Annotated in this window: 12 protein-coding genes; 6 read left to right on the top strand and 6 right to left on the bottom strand. The window is 41.9% G+C overall.

Going from position 1 to position 14,161, the window contains the following annotated elements:
* The first annotated feature begins 155 nt into the window (after positions 1–155).
* On the top strand, positions 156–1,715 hold the full coding sequence (locus WBJ10_RS09005) for a TolB family protein (protein ID WP_424289468.1): 1,560 nt from the start codon (positions 156–158) through the stop codon (positions 1,713–1,715).
* A 22-nt stretch (positions 1,716–1,737) separates the two neighbouring features.
* On the opposite strand, the gene WBJ10_RS09010 is transcribed toward WBJ10_RS09005, so the two are convergent.
* Entirely contained in the window at positions 1,738–2,649 is a 912-nt protein-coding gene (locus tag WBJ10_RS09010) for a serine hydrolase (RefSeq protein ID WP_424289470.1), read from the bottom strand.
* An 80-nt stretch (positions 2,650–2,729) separates the two neighbouring features.
* Between WBJ10_RS09010 and lpxK the strand changes: the two genes are divergently transcribed.
* Genes lpxK through WBJ10_RS09025 form a run of 3 tightly spaced genes read left to right on the top strand, consistent with a single transcriptional unit; the run spans position 2,730 to position 6,550 of the window.
* Positions 2,730–3,794 carry a tetraacyldisaccharide 4'-kinase gene (gene lpxK, locus WBJ10_RS09015; protein WP_424289472.1) on the top strand — a complete coding sequence of 355 codons (1,065 nt, stop codon included), beginning with the start codon at positions 2,730–2,732 and terminating at the stop codon, positions 3,792–3,794.
* Complete coding sequence (locus WBJ10_RS09020) at positions 3,766–4,587, top strand: purine-nucleoside phosphorylase (RefSeq protein ID WP_424289474.1); 822 nt, start codon at positions 3,766–3,768, stop codon at positions 4,585–4,587. Before lpxK ends, WBJ10_RS09020 begins: the two co-directional genes overlap by 29 nt.
* Positions 4,580–6,550, top strand: coding sequence for a putative porin (locus tag WBJ10_RS09025; protein WP_424289476.1), 1,971 nt, complete (start codon positions 4,580–4,582; stop codon positions 6,548–6,550). Before WBJ10_RS09020 ends, WBJ10_RS09025 begins: the two co-directional genes overlap by 8 nt.
* Here WBJ10_RS09025 and WBJ10_RS09030 read toward each other — a convergent pair whose 3' ends face one another.
* Entirely contained in the window at positions 6,551–7,813 is a 1,263-nt protein-coding gene (locus tag WBJ10_RS09030) for an asparagine synthetase B (RefSeq protein ID WP_424289478.1), read from the bottom strand. It lies immediately after the preceding gene.
* A gap of 114 nt (positions 7,814–7,927) precedes the next feature.
* Between WBJ10_RS09030 and WBJ10_RS09035 the strand changes: the two genes are divergently transcribed.
* Together WBJ10_RS09035 and WBJ10_RS09040 are read left to right on the top strand one after the other, a co-directional pair.
* Entirely contained in the window at positions 7,928–8,365 is a 438-nt protein-coding gene (locus WBJ10_RS09035; protein ID WP_424289480.1) for a peptidylprolyl isomerase, read from the top strand.
* An 81-nt stretch (positions 8,366–8,446) separates the two neighbouring features.
* The gene (locus WBJ10_RS09040) at positions 8,447–8,971 is read left to right on the top strand and encodes a DUF5606 domain-containing protein (protein WP_424289482.1); all 525 of its coding nucleotides are present in this window, start codon (positions 8,447–8,449) and stop codon (positions 8,969–8,971) included.
* 317 nt (positions 8,972–9,288) lie between these two features.
* Here the strand turns inward: WBJ10_RS09040 and rlmH are convergent, their stop codons facing one another.
* The 4 genes from rlmH to WBJ10_RS09060 all read right to left on the bottom strand — a co-directional run.
* Positions 9,289–9,762 (bottom strand): 23S rRNA (pseudouridine(1915)-N(3))-methyltransferase RlmH, encoded by a 474-nt coding sequence (gene rlmH / locus WBJ10_RS09045; RefSeq protein ID WP_424289484.1) that lies wholly within the window; start codon positions 9,760–9,762, stop codon positions 9,289–9,291.
* On the bottom strand, positions 9,762–11,780 hold the full coding sequence (locus WBJ10_RS09050) for a gliding motility-associated C-terminal domain-containing protein (RefSeq protein WP_424289486.1): 2,019 nt from the start codon (positions 11,778–11,780) through the stop codon (positions 9,762–9,764). The genes rlmH and WBJ10_RS09050 overlap by 1 nt, the downstream gene beginning before the upstream one ends.
* 108 nt (positions 11,781–11,888) lie before the next feature.
* Positions 11,889–12,764: an SDR family oxidoreductase gene (locus tag WBJ10_RS09055; RefSeq protein WP_424289488.1), complete on the bottom strand. Its 876-nt coding sequence runs from the start codon at positions 12,762–12,764 to the stop codon at positions 11,889–11,891.
* A 150-nt stretch (positions 12,765–12,914) separates the two neighbouring features.
* Positions 12,915–14,161, bottom strand: a 1,247-nt coding sequence (locus WBJ10_RS09060) for an aconitase family protein (RefSeq protein WP_424289490.1), incomplete at its 5' end; no start/stop codon positions are given.

Genomic DNA, 14,161 nt, shown 5'->3' on the forward strand with positions numbered 1-14,161 from the left:
ATTTCATTACACTCAGAATTGAAACAATTTTAAAACTCGGAAGAAAGGCGGGATACATCCTCGCAAATATTTTTTATTAGCTTAGGAGAATATAGAGAATGAAGTATGTAGCTTTCAAAAGCTCTCTAACCCCTGGTATAATTAACTCGATGTCTATGAAAAAATTGTCCTTTCTAATTGCCTTCTGTTTCATCTGTTCGCTGAGTATTGCTCAGAACGGACCGGTAGGAATATTTCAAAATCACGCCGACATCGGGAAGCCTAAAATTCCAGGTTCATCCCGATATGATGCCGAATCTCAAACATATTATATAAAAGGTGCGGGGGCTAATATTTGGTTTAACCGGGATGAATTCCATTACTTATATAACCAGATCAAAGGGGATTTTATCCTCACCGCAAATTTTCAGTTTATTGGCGATAAAGGAGATCCGCATCGCAAAATAGGATGGATGGTACGCGAGACCGCGGACGAGTCGTCAGCCAGTATGAATGCTGTAGTCCATGGCGATGGTCTTACTGTATTACAATGGAGGGCAATGAAGGGTGCATTTATGCGTGACCCGCAGGATGAAATCTTCTACCCTAAGAAAGTACAGTTCCAGGTTGTGCAGTTAGAGAGACAGGGAAAAAAGATGACAATGCGGGTGGCGAATTGGGGCGAACCACTTCAGGAAGTGGGAAGCCATGAATTGCCTGATATGCCTGATGCAGTGCTGGCGGGTTTATTCGTGTCATCACATGACCCGGAAGCGATAGCAGAAGCTAAAGTTTGGAATGTGAGGATAGACAAGCCTGTTCCTCCTGCTTATCATCCAAATCCCGTGGTCCAGAAAACCCTTAATACCCGCCAGGGAGTTGTAGGTTGCCGCCTGGAAACAATGACTATCGCAGATGGCAAAAGAAAAGTAATTCTGGAAAGCACAGGTCGATTTGAAGCCCCTAACTGGATGCCAGATGGAAGGAAATTACTCTTTAACCAAGACGGAGCGTTATATACCATTCCAATAGGGGGAGGAACGCCGGAAAAATTAAACACAGGAGAAGTGGCAGGCATTAATAATGACCATGGTATTTCTTTTGACAATAAAACCCTGGCTATAAGCGCTAATGGTGCTAAGGGAGGTTCCTATATTTATGTATTGCCTTTATCAGGTGGTACTCCCAAATTGATTACGAAAGAAAACCCTTCCTACTGGCATGGCTGGGCACCAAATAATAAAGAAGTGGTTTTTGTAGCACAGCGAAACGGCAGCAAAGTTTATAATATATACGCTGCCGATATTAATACGCATGCTGAGAAAGCACTCACTACTAATACTTCCGGACATGTAGACGGGCCTGAATATTCTCCCGATGGAAAATATATCTATTACAATGCAAACCCTACCGGTACTATGCAAATCTGGCGAATGAAGCCGGATGGGACAGCGAAGGAACAACTAACTTTCGATGAGAATAATAATTGGTTCCCTCATATTTCGCCGGATGGCAAATGGATAGCTTACATTGCTTTTCTTCCGGATATTGATCCGGATTCTCACCCGTCTTACCAAAAAGTTTCTTTAAAGCTGATGCCGGTAAGCGGGGGTGCTCCCCGGGTTATTGCTTATCTATACGGCGGACAAGGGACAATCAATGTAAATTCATGGTCGCCCGACAGTAAATCTATCGCTTTTGTAAGTAATTCGGAGAAAGCAGAACCTAAGAAGTAAGTGGGAAGGGGAGAGATTCAAATCAATCCCCATACTTTTCAATGCCCTCCGCCGGTTTCCATTTGGAGTCTGACTCGAAATAATTCCATAGCAATTTGGAAAGACTCCGGATCATTCGGTAGCCTTCATTATCGTCCGTCCAGCTGGTGTCTTTTTGATTTTTAGTGATAATGCAAAATACATAATCGCCATGTGGGGCATTCACCAAAACAACCTCTGAACGCGATTGGTCAACGGCACCTTGTTTGGATGCTGCCTGAACAAATGGTGGAATCTGCGACAAAGCCTCTGCATCCCAGTATATTCGGGTCATATTTCGGTACATTCTTTCACTTGCTGCGGGACTTACAGCCTTACCCTGACGGATCATTTTTACCAGAGTTGCCATTTCGCGGGGGGTGGTTTGTCCCCAGCCATATTTGCGCCAGTCTCCTTGTCTTCCGGCTGTGCGGGAATTAACTCTTGTACTCCTGAAACCATTGTTCTCAAGCCATTCGTTAATGTGTTCACCTCCAACAAGTTTTTGGAGCCATAAGCTGGCCGTATTGTCGCTGGTGGTGATGCTCAACATCTGCACTTTACTAAGAGATATCTTTTCTCCGTCTTTAAATGATCCCAAAATGTCTTCTCCAGCATATAGCAGGCTATCCCGGTACACTAATTTTTCGCTATACCTTAATTCGCCTTCTTCAATTTTATCAAGCACGCCGACCATTATGGGCACTTTTATCATGCTTGCTGTCGGAAATATGGTATCTGCATTAACTTCTGCAATCTTACCGGTTTTCAAGTTCTGCACATATATCCCAATGTCTCCCTGAAAACCATTTACCAATTCCCTGAGCTTTAAGTTTAACTTTTTATCAATTTTGTTTTGTGCGCTTACGCAGATTGCACTGGCTAAGAGGCAGAAAATTGCAATTATTCTTCTCATTTGTATTTTTTATCCAAAGTAGTAAAATATGATAAATATAAGGTTGAAATCAAAAGTGTATTTTTGGCTAATCCTTATATATGAAATCGCTAAGACCATTTTTATTTCCGTTTTCTCTGATTTATGGCATTGGAGTAGTAGCTCGTAACCTTGCTTTTGACCTCGGTATCCTAAGGTCGACGGAATTTGATTTGCCCATTATTTCTGTCGGAAATTTATCTGTGGGCGGTTCCGGTAAAAGTCCAATGACTGAATATCTTGTACGCTTACTTAAAGATCGATACAAATTAGCGACATTAAGTCGGGGATACGGGCGACGATCAAAAGGCTTCCGTTTAGTTGAGAAGGACTCTTTAAGTACAGAATCGGGCGACGAGCCCTTGCAATTCAAAAGGAAATTTAACGACATAACGGTAGCCGTTTGCGAGAAACGGGTAGATGGTATCAGAACGCTGGAGAAAAACCATGAGCTTATAATCCTTGATGACGCATACCAGCACCGGGCATTAAGGCCCGGCCTGAGTATCTTGCTATTTGATTACAACAGCTTGTCCAGTCTTAGAATGCTTCTACCAGCGGGTGATATGCGGGAGCCGGTTTGGGAAAAAGACCGTGCGGATATACTTGTGGTTACCAAAACCCCGCCAGGGTTAGATCAGGCAGACCGACAAGAGATATTGAGCCTTATCAAGCCGAGAAGTCATCAGGAGGTTTTCTATTCGTACCTCGAGTATGGAGATTTGGAGCCCTTTAATACGGAAATGGAAGTTCGGAAACTACTTGCAATAAAAGTAACTACCAATATTATTTTGCTCACTGGAATAGCTAATCCGGCACCTCTTTTATCAGAAATTGGGGGTTACACGCAATTGATAACACACCACAATTATGCGGATCATCATAACTTCACCAGGAAAAATATCAGTAAACTTGTGCAGGCATTTGAAGCAGTGCAGGCAGATGACAAGCTGATAATAACTACCGAAAAAGACGCTCAACGCTTGGGCTCTTTCGCGACACAAGAACTTTTAAAAGCTTTACCGGTTTACTACTTGCCGGTCCGGGCCGAAATACACCAACCGGAAAGGGCAAGATTTAACGAATTGATAGAAAAATATGCAGCAGAACCTACAGTTAACCACTGAATACATCAAAAGAAAAATAGGTGATTTTGAGCCTGAAGTAGGAATTATACTTGGTACCGGACTCGGCGGACTGGTTGAAGATATCGAGGTAACTCATAAATTGATGTATTCCAACATCCCTAACTTCCCCATATCCACGTTGGAGTTCCATTCCGGACGTCTGATTTTTGGAACACTTAGCGGAAAGCGGGTGGTTGCGATGCAGGGCCGCTTGCATTATTATGAAGGGTATGATATGCAGCAGATTACATTTCCCGTAAGGGTGATGAAAATGCTGGGAATCTCAAAACTAATAGTTTCGAATGCCAGTGGAGCGCTTAATCCGGATTTTCGAAAAGGCGACCTGATGATTATTGACGATCATATAAATTTCCAGTCAGATAACCCATTAAGGGGAAGGAATTCAGACAGCCTGGGGCCAAGGTTCCCGGATATGAGTGAGCCTTACAATAAAAAACTGGTTGCTGTTGGGATGGAAATCGCAAAAAAGAATAATATTAGATGTCATACCGGAGTTTATGTTGCAGTTAACGGCCCCAACCTGGAAACAAGGGCAGAGTATCGCTTCTTGCGTACTATTGGCGGCGACGCCGTAGGAATGAGCACGGTGCCGGAAGTTATTGTAGCTAATCATATGGGATTACCTGTTTTCGCTATCTCTGTACTCACTGATGAGGGATTCCCTGATACGCTACAGGCAGTTTCCGTTGAAGAAATTATTAAAACTGCGAACGAGGCGGAACCAAAAATGACAACAATTTTAAAAGGTTTACTTCTGCAATTAAATGATTAAGAAATTAATCTTAGGATTACTAATTTTCTTGCGCACATCGGTGGTGTTTGGACAAGTTCCGGTTCCGGCCGGGACTATAAGTCTGGATTCCTTACGGCTTAAAGAAGAATCATCGGCAGACTCAATCGTTTATACTTCGAAGTATGTCCGCTATACGAATTTAAAGTTGTTTAACGAGGGTACACAAACAATCGGTATCGATACCACGCTGGCTAATTTCCAGAACTATAGTCCAATCAACCAGCCAGGTAATCCAACTATTGGTTTAGGAGTAAATGGTATTGCCTATCGGGAAATGCTTTTTCAACCTACTAAAACAATCGGATTTGATGCCGGATTCCACTCGCTTGACCTTTATCGCCTTACTCAGGATTCTCTACGGTTCTATAGGGCGAGAACACCATATACAGAGTTGTACTATGTTAACGGAAAGGATGTAGAACAAACATTTAAGATTACCCACTCTCAGAACGTCAAACCCAATTTAAACATTGGAGCCAACTTTAACCGTTTGGCAGGGGAAGGGCTATATATAAATCAGAAATCTGATCATCTGAACGCTGCTTTGTTCGCATGGTATGAATCTCCTAATAAGAGGTATAATATAATTGGTGATGTCCTCTTTAATAAAATTAAAGCCGGTGAAAACGGTTCGACTATTAATGATACGATATTTAATGGAGAGTCTCTGGCGAAAAACGCAGAAACAGTACGTTTAGCGGCGACAGGAGCAGACCGCCCAATGCAGATTTGGCGACGTACGCAGTATTTTCTTAAACAGTTTTACTATATCGGAAGGAAAGATAGCCTATCAGGAGAGAATGGTTCTGTACGTATTCTTCCAACGCAAAGGCTTTCGCATTCGATTTCTTATATCAAGGACCGATATCGGTTTTATAGAAATGAAGAAGATCTTTTTGGGGCCTTTCCAATACTGCCATCCCGTGATTATATACAGACCAATGACTCTACTTTCGTAACTGATCTTCGAAATGAGTTCAATTATAGTTTTTATCTCAGGAGTAAAGCGGTTAGTTTTTTAAAGAACGAGGCCAAACTCGATCTCGGCATTCAAAATGATCTTTATCATTATGAGCAAATGGATTTCCAGAAAAACTTTTCGAATACAACCCTAAAAGCCGGGTTTTCCTACCGTTTTAGTGATAAGGCGGGCTTAGATGCGAATTTTCAGCAGATTATGCAAGGTGCTAATTTTGGTGATTTCCTGCATGAAGCGAAGGCTAACTTTCTCCTCAGTAAGTCGATTGGCCGGATTGTTTTGGGAGCCTATACACAGAATAAATCACCGGAACAGATGTATGAACGGGTGAATTATCAATACCACAGCTGGGATCGCAATTTCGAAAAAACGAAGGTGAACAACCTTTCTTTTCTATACGAAAACAACAAATTTAGATTATCGGCAAAGGCGGAGTATTTTTTAGTGAGTAATCATTTATATTACAAAGAAACCGCAACCGCTCAGCAAATTGAGCCTGCACAGTTCGGAACGAATATTAATTTACTCAAGCTCAGTGTAATGAAAAATTTTAAGTTCCGAAATTTTAACCTGGATAATTATGTAGTATACCAAAAAACTGATTTTCAGGATATACTGCGCACTCCGGAAGTTTACACCTACAACAGCTTCTATTACGCTTCGAGATTATTTAAAGTGCTTTATACTAACATCGGGTTTGATCTGAGATTTAACACGCCTTTTAAAGCACCTGCTTACGCAATTAATGTAAGCCAGTTCTATAATGACAATCGTGGGCTTGAATATTCTACATACCCTGTGATGGATGTTTGGGTCAAAGCAACGCTTAAACGTACGAACCTGTTTATTAAATACGATTACGCAAATCAAAACCTGTTTTCCCGGGGATATTATACTGTGCGTGGATATCCAATGCAGGATGCGCTATTGAAATTTGCGGTAAGTTGGAAGTTTTATAACTAATCATGTCTTCTGCTTCTTCTTCTTCGCCGCTGGAAACAATACGTTATTTAGGATAAGCCGGTATCCCGGTGAATTAGGATGCAAGCTTAAGTCGGTAGGAGGGTCACCAACCAGATGCCGGTAATCCTCAGGATCATGGCCGCCGTAGAATGTCCATTGTCCCTTACCGAACTCACCATGGATGTATTTTGCTTCGTCCATGGTCTTGGTTTCTCCCATCACCAATACGTGAGGTTTGATGAAACTTCGTTTAAAGGATGTTGTTTGACCCATGAAACCCTTTATCACCTTATCATGGCTCTGAGTTAACATGGCCGGAACAATATCCCATTTGGCCGAGAAATCAAAAAGTGTAAAGAAATCCGACTCGAAGGTTGCGCTGCTGGATGCATCCGGACGAGCGTCAATGGTCGAAAATTCATTGTTTGAAGGATTAAGATCTAGTTTGAAGTTGTGGAAAGCGAAAGTCTGATTGAAATCCAGTTTTGCCTGCGCTTGTGGGTCCGAGCCATCTCCATCGAACACCCTCTCGACGATGTCTGTTCCGTTGGCAGCCAGTGCAACATCAAAAGTTTCCGGACCTGAACACATGGCGAACATGAATCCGCCTCCTGCGCAAAACTCCCTTATCGTTTGAGCTACAGCTAGTTTCATTGATGAAACTTTTTTAAATCCATTACGTTTTGCGGTTTCCTCCTGAATTTTAACATCTTCAATATACCAGCTCGCGTTCTTATAATTACCCCAAAACCTGTTATACTGTCCGGTAAAGTCTTCATGGTGAAGATGGAGCCAGTCGTATTTAGGCAGATTCCCTTTCAAGACTTCATCATCGTAGAGGATATCATAGGGTATTTCAGCATAGGTCAAAACCATCGTCACTGCGTCATCCCAGGGTAGTTTATTCTTAGGAGAGTAGACAGCGATCTTTGGTGCTTTTTCGAGTTTGACCATCTCCATGTTCACTGAGGGGTCAGATATTTCGTTTAGAATCCCGTTAACTCGTGCATCTGGCAGAACTTCATATGAAACTCCGCGTATTTTACATTCAGATTCTAATTGTTGAGAATATTTTATGAGGAAACTTCCGCCACGATAGTTCAAAAGCCAGTCGGCCTCTAATCCATTTTTAAGCGTCCAGAACGTTATACCGTATGCTTTTAAATGATTTTTCTGCTCCTCATCCATCGGAATAAGGATAGAGGAAGCCTTACAGATTGCTGTGATCAGTACAAAAAGGAAAGTTATTCTTACTCTAAGCATCTTTAGTAAACGTATACAAGGGATATAAAGTTATAAAATGCAGATCATATTTCTAGAATTTCATCAATTGGCTTAAATAATTAACTTTGTCATCCAATCCTAAGAAATATACATATGAGCAAAGCAATTATAAAAACCGAAAAAGGTGACATGACCGTGCAGTTTTACGATAAAGATGCACCGAACACAGTGGCCAATTTTTTGAAGTTAGCTAAAGAAGGTTATTATGATGGAGTAACATTTCACAGGGTAATAAACGATTTCGTTATTCAGGGAGGTGATCCGACAGGAACGGGTGCAGGTGGCCCCGGATACCAGATTGATTGCGAACTAACCGGTGATAATCAGTATCACGATCGCGGAGTCCTGTCAATGGCACACGCAGGACGTAATACAGGGGGTTCTCAGTTTTTTATCTGTCATAGTCGTAACAATACTTCCCATTTGGATCGTAACCATACTTGTTTTGGTAAGGTAGTGGAAAATGTGGATGTTGTAGACGATATCCGCCAGGGCGATAAGATACTGGGGATTGAAATTATTGAAGAATAGACATGAGATTTGAAATAAGAGATTTGAGTCGGAAACGTACACATTCTCATATCTCATATCCCATATCTCAAATCTAAACATATGAATTTAAGAGGATTAGTGTCCGTATCGGGCAAGCCAGGCTTATTTAAGCTGATTGGCCAGAATAAATCAGGTTACATCCTTGAGACACTGGATGAGCAAAAAAATAAGACTGTCGTAAATATGAGCACTGCGAAGATGGCTTCTCTGGAAGACATCACCGTTTTCGGTGAAAGTGGCGATTTGAAACTGAGCGATATTTTTGAGGCAATGAATGAAAGCAAAGATATTCCAGACCCGAAAGCGGCCGATGGGAAGAAGCTTCGTGAGTTTTTCACTGATGTGGCACCTGACCACGACCAGGAGCGTGTTTATTCTTCAGATATCAAGAAAATTATCGCCTGGTATAACACCATTAGTGTGCTTCCTTTATTTACAGAAACAGCGCCTGAGCCACTTTCTGAAGGCGGTACACCTGCCATTGCAGAATCAACGAAGAAACCTGAGCCTGTTGCAAAAGAAAAACCGAAAGCTACGAAAGCGGCTGGCAAGAGTACTACCAGGTTGTCTCAAAAATCTAAATAAAATAGCCCCAAGGTTTTTACCCTTGGGGTTTTTCTTTGATATCCACTATGAAAGTCTCTATTAAGTGTTGTTATACCCCTGTTTGACCTTTGCTACACACTTGGTATATCGCTATAAGGTCACTATAAGGACCCTATAAGGACCCTATAAGGTCGGTATAAATTAGGTGCAAGGCTAGTCTGTGAGATCAAAAGAAATACAATATAGCGGCCCCTACAGCTATTCCAATAATAGCCATAATCCAAAATTGCTTGCTTTCCTGGCTTCTTGTCCCTGATTTAAATCGATAATTTCTTTTATAATCCATAAATTGATTATTAGTCGTGATGATAGGGTTCACCCTTTAAAATGGTGCAGGCCCTGTACAATTGTTCGGCAAAAAACAGGCGGATCATTTGATGTGAAAAGGTCATCCGCGACAGCGAAATCTTTTCATTACTCCTTGTGTATATTTCCTCGCTAAATCCATAAGGGCCTCCAATGATAAATACAAGGTGTTGCAATCCCCCTACCATTTTTTTGTTTAAGAACGTCGCAAATTGTTTAGAAGAAAATTCCTGTCCATTTTCATCTAAGAGAATAACATGATCGGTACTGCTAATGTTTTTGAAAATCAGCTCTGCTTCTTTGCTTTTCTGTTGTTCGCGCGACAAGTTTTTAGTCCCTTTTAGTTCCGGTATCTCCGAAATCTTAAAAGGAATATAATGTTTGAGCCTTTTGAGGTAAACTTCAATGCCATCTATAAGGTATTTATCCTCGGTTTTGCCGATAGTAAGTAAGGTAATTTTCATTACCTCAAGATAGTAACAGAACCGGATTTCTTGATAAGGTTATTGTCAAAGTCTATGGCATCCAGGACATAATAATACGTTCCTACAGGAACTTGTTCGTTTTTGTAAGTTCCATCCCAGTTTTCCACCAGATTTTGGGAAGAATACATCAGGATTCCATAGCGGTTAAATATCTGAATCTGGAAAGTCTTTATGTTGTTCATATTAACTACGAATTCATCGTTAACCGAGTCGTTGTTTGGTGTGAAGGTATTGGGAATAAATATGGATCCAAGTTCGCTCACCATAAATGTACCTTTCGTGGTCGAGGCACTACAAGCTTTGCTGTTGAAGGCCGTGAGTGTCACAGTAAAATTTCCTTTGCCTTTGTACACATGCTCGGGATTAGTCTCGGTTGATAGGGGTGTTCCATCGCCAAAATCCCAGGAAAATGAGTCGGCGTTCTGAGAGTTATTGAAGAGCTTTACCGTAACTGGAAAAGCTAGCTTGGCTGGAGCAGTCGGATCTGTGGTAAAAGCTGCAATAGGAGTTTGAATAATACTATTTATCGTGGTTGTTGCTGCATCACTTGAACAACCAAAAAGAGTCGCAATCACGGAGTAAGTACCGATTTGAGCAGAAGTGGTCACCGGAATTTTTACTTCAGCAAGATCTGATTTAAAACCACTGGGCCCGGTCCACGAATAAGTTTCACCTGCTTTGCCAGCAACACCCAAAGTTATCACGTCACCTGTACAATAGCTGATTTGTAAAGGATTTATTGATGGTACATCGGGCTTAAGGCCCACAAGAAAGGTCTGCGAATAGACAACTGAACACCCCCGTTCATTGGTTAATTGAAGTACAACTGTTTTTTCTCCAGGATTGGAATAAGAAATTACTGGTGGATTGGAGACATCGGAACTCTCCAGGCTTGCACCATTACCGAAATACCATTTTATGCTGTTGGTATTTGCGGTGGTAGTGGTGAATGTAAAACTTTGATTCACCGTACAGGGCTGATTTTTTGTTAGATTTATCGTACCCTTCGGACCTGCAAATTCGCCTGTGCCAGCTCGGCCGTTCCTGTCTGAAAAATCCATATTGAATCCATTGTTGCCGTTGGAAAAGTTGTTTATTAATAAAGCATAAACATGGCCCTGTTGCATAGTTACAGCTTTTACTACCCCGTTTTGGCCTTTACCGCATCCTCCTTCTTCACTGATGTCAGTTTCATTAAAGTCTAGTCCGGTTTTGTTATAAAGAGCTTCAGTCGATCCCGGGCAACTCTCGTGGCTAATTCCAGCTCCGGCAGCACAACGAATTGCATTTTTACCTGAAGGCGCTGTTGTGTTTCCTTCAAGCCCCAGATCAAATAGAACCCAATCAATGTCGTCGTTTTTAGTTGGCGTTATCGTAAAAACAAGGGTGCCGTTATTTGCCGCCGTCCATTTGTACCAGGCGGTATTAGCTTCTCCCTCTGTGGTTTCTAAACAAGTGCCATCTGCTTCATGATTCAATAAACCGGCTCCAGTGATATTAATGGCTGGAAAACTTGCTGTACTGCATAAAATGGAAGCCGATGAATAATCTTGTCCGGGTTTTACCGGGGGATTGTAGTTTTTTATGCACAACTGGAATGTACCAGGGGTTGCACCACCAACCCAGAAGAAGTATTCTATCCCAGGTGTAAGGCCCCCTTTTGTATAAATGATATTGTTACCGTCATTGATTACCGATCCTATGGTTATAAAATCGGTATTGCAATCTGTTTTCAATCCAATTGTAGGGGATCTTAGAGTATTTGCTGTAACGGTAATGCTTACCTCAAAAGAGATAGCGGTAAATTTAAACCAGATGTCTTTGCCATTTCCTGGATTCTTCTCTGTCGCGTTGACGGTGGTATAAGTGCTCACAGCAGAACAAAAATTTTCAGCAGGTAATTGTATTGCGCCCAAACATTCATCATTCGAAGGCGCTTGCGCAAAAGCTTCAAATGATAGTTTAATTAAAACTAGTACAAGTAAGACCTTTTTCAATTGAACTCTAGTTAAGACAATATACGAAATGTCGCCGCTAACGTTACGGCCAGGAAGTGAATACTTCTAAAGCGGCCGGAGTTTATACAGCTCAGGGACTAGGGTTGATTATTTGTTCAATATCCCTTTTCTCACTTGTGATTTTATCCCTTCGCCGTCAGGATCCAGCCCTGTCTTTAATTTGGTAAATGTAGCCACCCCCTCAGAGCTCATATAACGCAGCTTAGGTTCAGGATCATTAATGCATTTTAATATTACGTCAGCAATTTGGGCGGGCTTTTGAAAGGCGCGTTCCTTTACTTCATCAGTAAAGGTGGCTCTGTAGTCCATGTAGGTTTGTATTAAGGGCTTATAGTCATCGTCCTTTATACCTCCAGTGTCATTAAAATATCGCGTTAAGCTGTTTCCGAACTCTGTTATCACGCCGCCGGGCTCAATTAAAGAAACATTAATCCCGAAATAGGGCTTCATGTAGCTTGCAATACTTTCAGTGAGTCCCTCCAGCGCGAATTTAGCAGCGCAATAAATTTCATTTACCGGCTGGCCAACAAGTCCCCCGACGGAGGAAATATTGATAATATGACCACTGTGCTGTTTGCGCATGAACGGAAGGACAGCTTTAGTGCAACGGATCACCCCATAGAAATTGACATCCATCACCTGCTGTATCTCTTCCATGGTTGCTTGCTCCATAGTTCTGATGAAACCTGCACCGGCATTGTTGATCAGCACATCGATTGTTTGTTCATGATCGATAATTTGTGCGATGCATTGAGAAATACTTTCTTCATACTGAACGTCCAGGCCGGGTACCGTAAGAGTGACCCCTTGTTTTGCTGCTTCATCCAAAAGGATATTGCTGCGCGAATGGTCTCTCATCGTTGCATAAACTTTATGCCCTTCCCCCGCGAGTAGCAGCGCAGTTTCAAAACCTATCCCAGTCGAAGCACCAGTGATGAGGATAACCTTAGGTTCGTTCGTCATTTTTTAATCTATTTTATTGAAATTAATATAAACAAAAAAGCCGTATTCCTAAAGCAAAAGCTCCCCGAATACGGCTCCTATTAAATGTAAGTGTATGTTTCAGTTTTCACCTTTCAGTTTCATTCTCAACTCTCCACTCTCCATTCTCAATTATTTCGTCTGGTTCATCCGTATGATATTCAATGCTCCCCCAGCTTTAAACCACTCAATCTGCTGTGCATTATAAGTGTGATTTACAGCAAATGATTCTGTATTACCATCTGCATGGTGAAGTACAATATGAAGTGGTTTACCCGGACTAAATTCGTTAAGTCCCGTGATATCGATGGTGTCATCTTCAAGGATGCGGTCATAATCATTAGCATCAGAAAACGTCAGGGCAAGCATACCTTGTTTTTTAAGATTGGTTTCGTGGATCCTGGCGAATGATTTAACAAGTATTGCTCGTACTGCAAGATGTCTTGGTTCCATCGCTGCATGTTCCCTCGAAGATCCTTCTCCGTAATTCTCATCACCAACAACGATACTACCAATTCCTTGAGCTTTGTAGGCTCTCGCAGTAGCTGGAACTGCACCGTATTCTCCTGTCAGCTGGTTTTTAACGTTATCAGCCTTATCATTGAAGAAATTCGTGGCGCCGATTAACATGTTGTTTGAAATATTATCCAGGTGACCACGGAATTTCAACCATGGTCCCGCCATAGAGATATGATCCGTAGTACATTTTCCTTTAGCTTTAATAAGCAATTTCAGCCCTGTGATGTCTGTACCTTCCCACGCTTTAAAAGGATCAAGCAATTGTAGTCGTGCAGATTTAGGATCTACAATTACACTTACTTGAGTTCCATCTTCAGCCGGAGCCTGATAACCTGCATCTTCAACCGCAAAACCTCTCAAAGGCATTTCTAAGCCTTGAGGTTCGTCAAGTTTGACCTGTACACCTTCCGAATTGGTCAGGGTGTCGGTCATCGGGTTAAATCCAAGATCACCTGCAATGGTTAAAGCAGTTACTACCTCAGGAGAGGCGACAAATGCATGAGTATTGGGGTTACCGTCGTTTCTGGACTTGAAATTCCTGTTAAACGAAGTAATAATAGAATTTTTACGAGTTGGGTCAGTACTGTGACGAGCCCACTGACCGATACATGGACCGCAGGCATTGGCAAGTACTACACCCCCCATACTTTCAAAGGTGTTCAAATAACCGTCACGTTCAACAGTGTAACGAACAAGTTCTGACCCGGGAGTGATAGTAAATTCGGCCTTTGCGACTAAATGTTTATCAACAGCCTGCTGAGCGATTGATGCTGCTCTGCTTATATCTTCGTAAGATGAGTTGGTACATGATCCGATCAAACCTACTTCAAGAGTTTGCGGCCATCCGTTTTCGCGTACTG

The sequence above is a fragment of the Daejeonella sp. genome (genome assembly GCF_049655485.1).
Classification (GTDB): Bacteria; Bacteroidota; Bacteroidia; order Sphingobacteriales; family Sphingobacteriaceae; genus Daejeonella.

Bases quoted from the DNA above. Each gene is read 5' to 3' on its own strand.
- WBJ10_RS09005 (WP_424289468.1), top strand. From the start codon at position 156: ATGAAAAAATTGTCCTTTCTAATTGCCTTCTGTTTCATCTGTTCGCTG.
- WBJ10_RS09010 (WP_424289470.1), bottom strand. From the start codon at position 2,649: ATGAGAAGAATAATTGCAATTTTCTGCCTCTTAGCCAGTGCAATCTGC.
- lpxK (WP_424289472.1), top strand. From the start codon at position 2,730: ATGAAATCGCTAAGACCATTTTTATTTCCGTTTTCTCTGATTTATGGC.
- WBJ10_RS09020 (WP_424289474.1), top strand. From the start codon at position 3,766: ATGCAGCAGAACCTACAGTTAACCACTGAATACATCAAAAGAAAAATA.
- WBJ10_RS09025 (WP_424289476.1), top strand. From the start codon at position 4,580: ATGATTAAGAAATTAATCTTAGGATTACTAATTTTCTTGCGCACATCG.
- WBJ10_RS09030 (WP_424289478.1), bottom strand. From the start codon at position 7,813: ATGCTTAGAGTAAGAATAACTTTCCTTTTTGTACTGATCACAGCAATC.
- WBJ10_RS09035 (WP_424289480.1), top strand. From the start codon at position 7,928: ATGAGCAAAGCAATTATAAAAACCGAAAAAGGTGACATGACCGTGCAG.
- WBJ10_RS09040 (WP_424289482.1), top strand. From the start codon at position 8,447: ATGAATTTAAGAGGATTAGTGTCCGTATCGGGCAAGCCAGGCTTATTT.
- rlmH (WP_424289484.1), bottom strand. From the start codon at position 9,762: ATGAAAATTACCTTACTTACTATCGGCAAAACCGAGGATAAATACCTT.
- WBJ10_RS09055 (WP_424289488.1), bottom strand. From the start codon at position 12,764: ATGACGAACGAACCTAAGGTTATCCTCATCACTGGTGCTTCGACTGGG.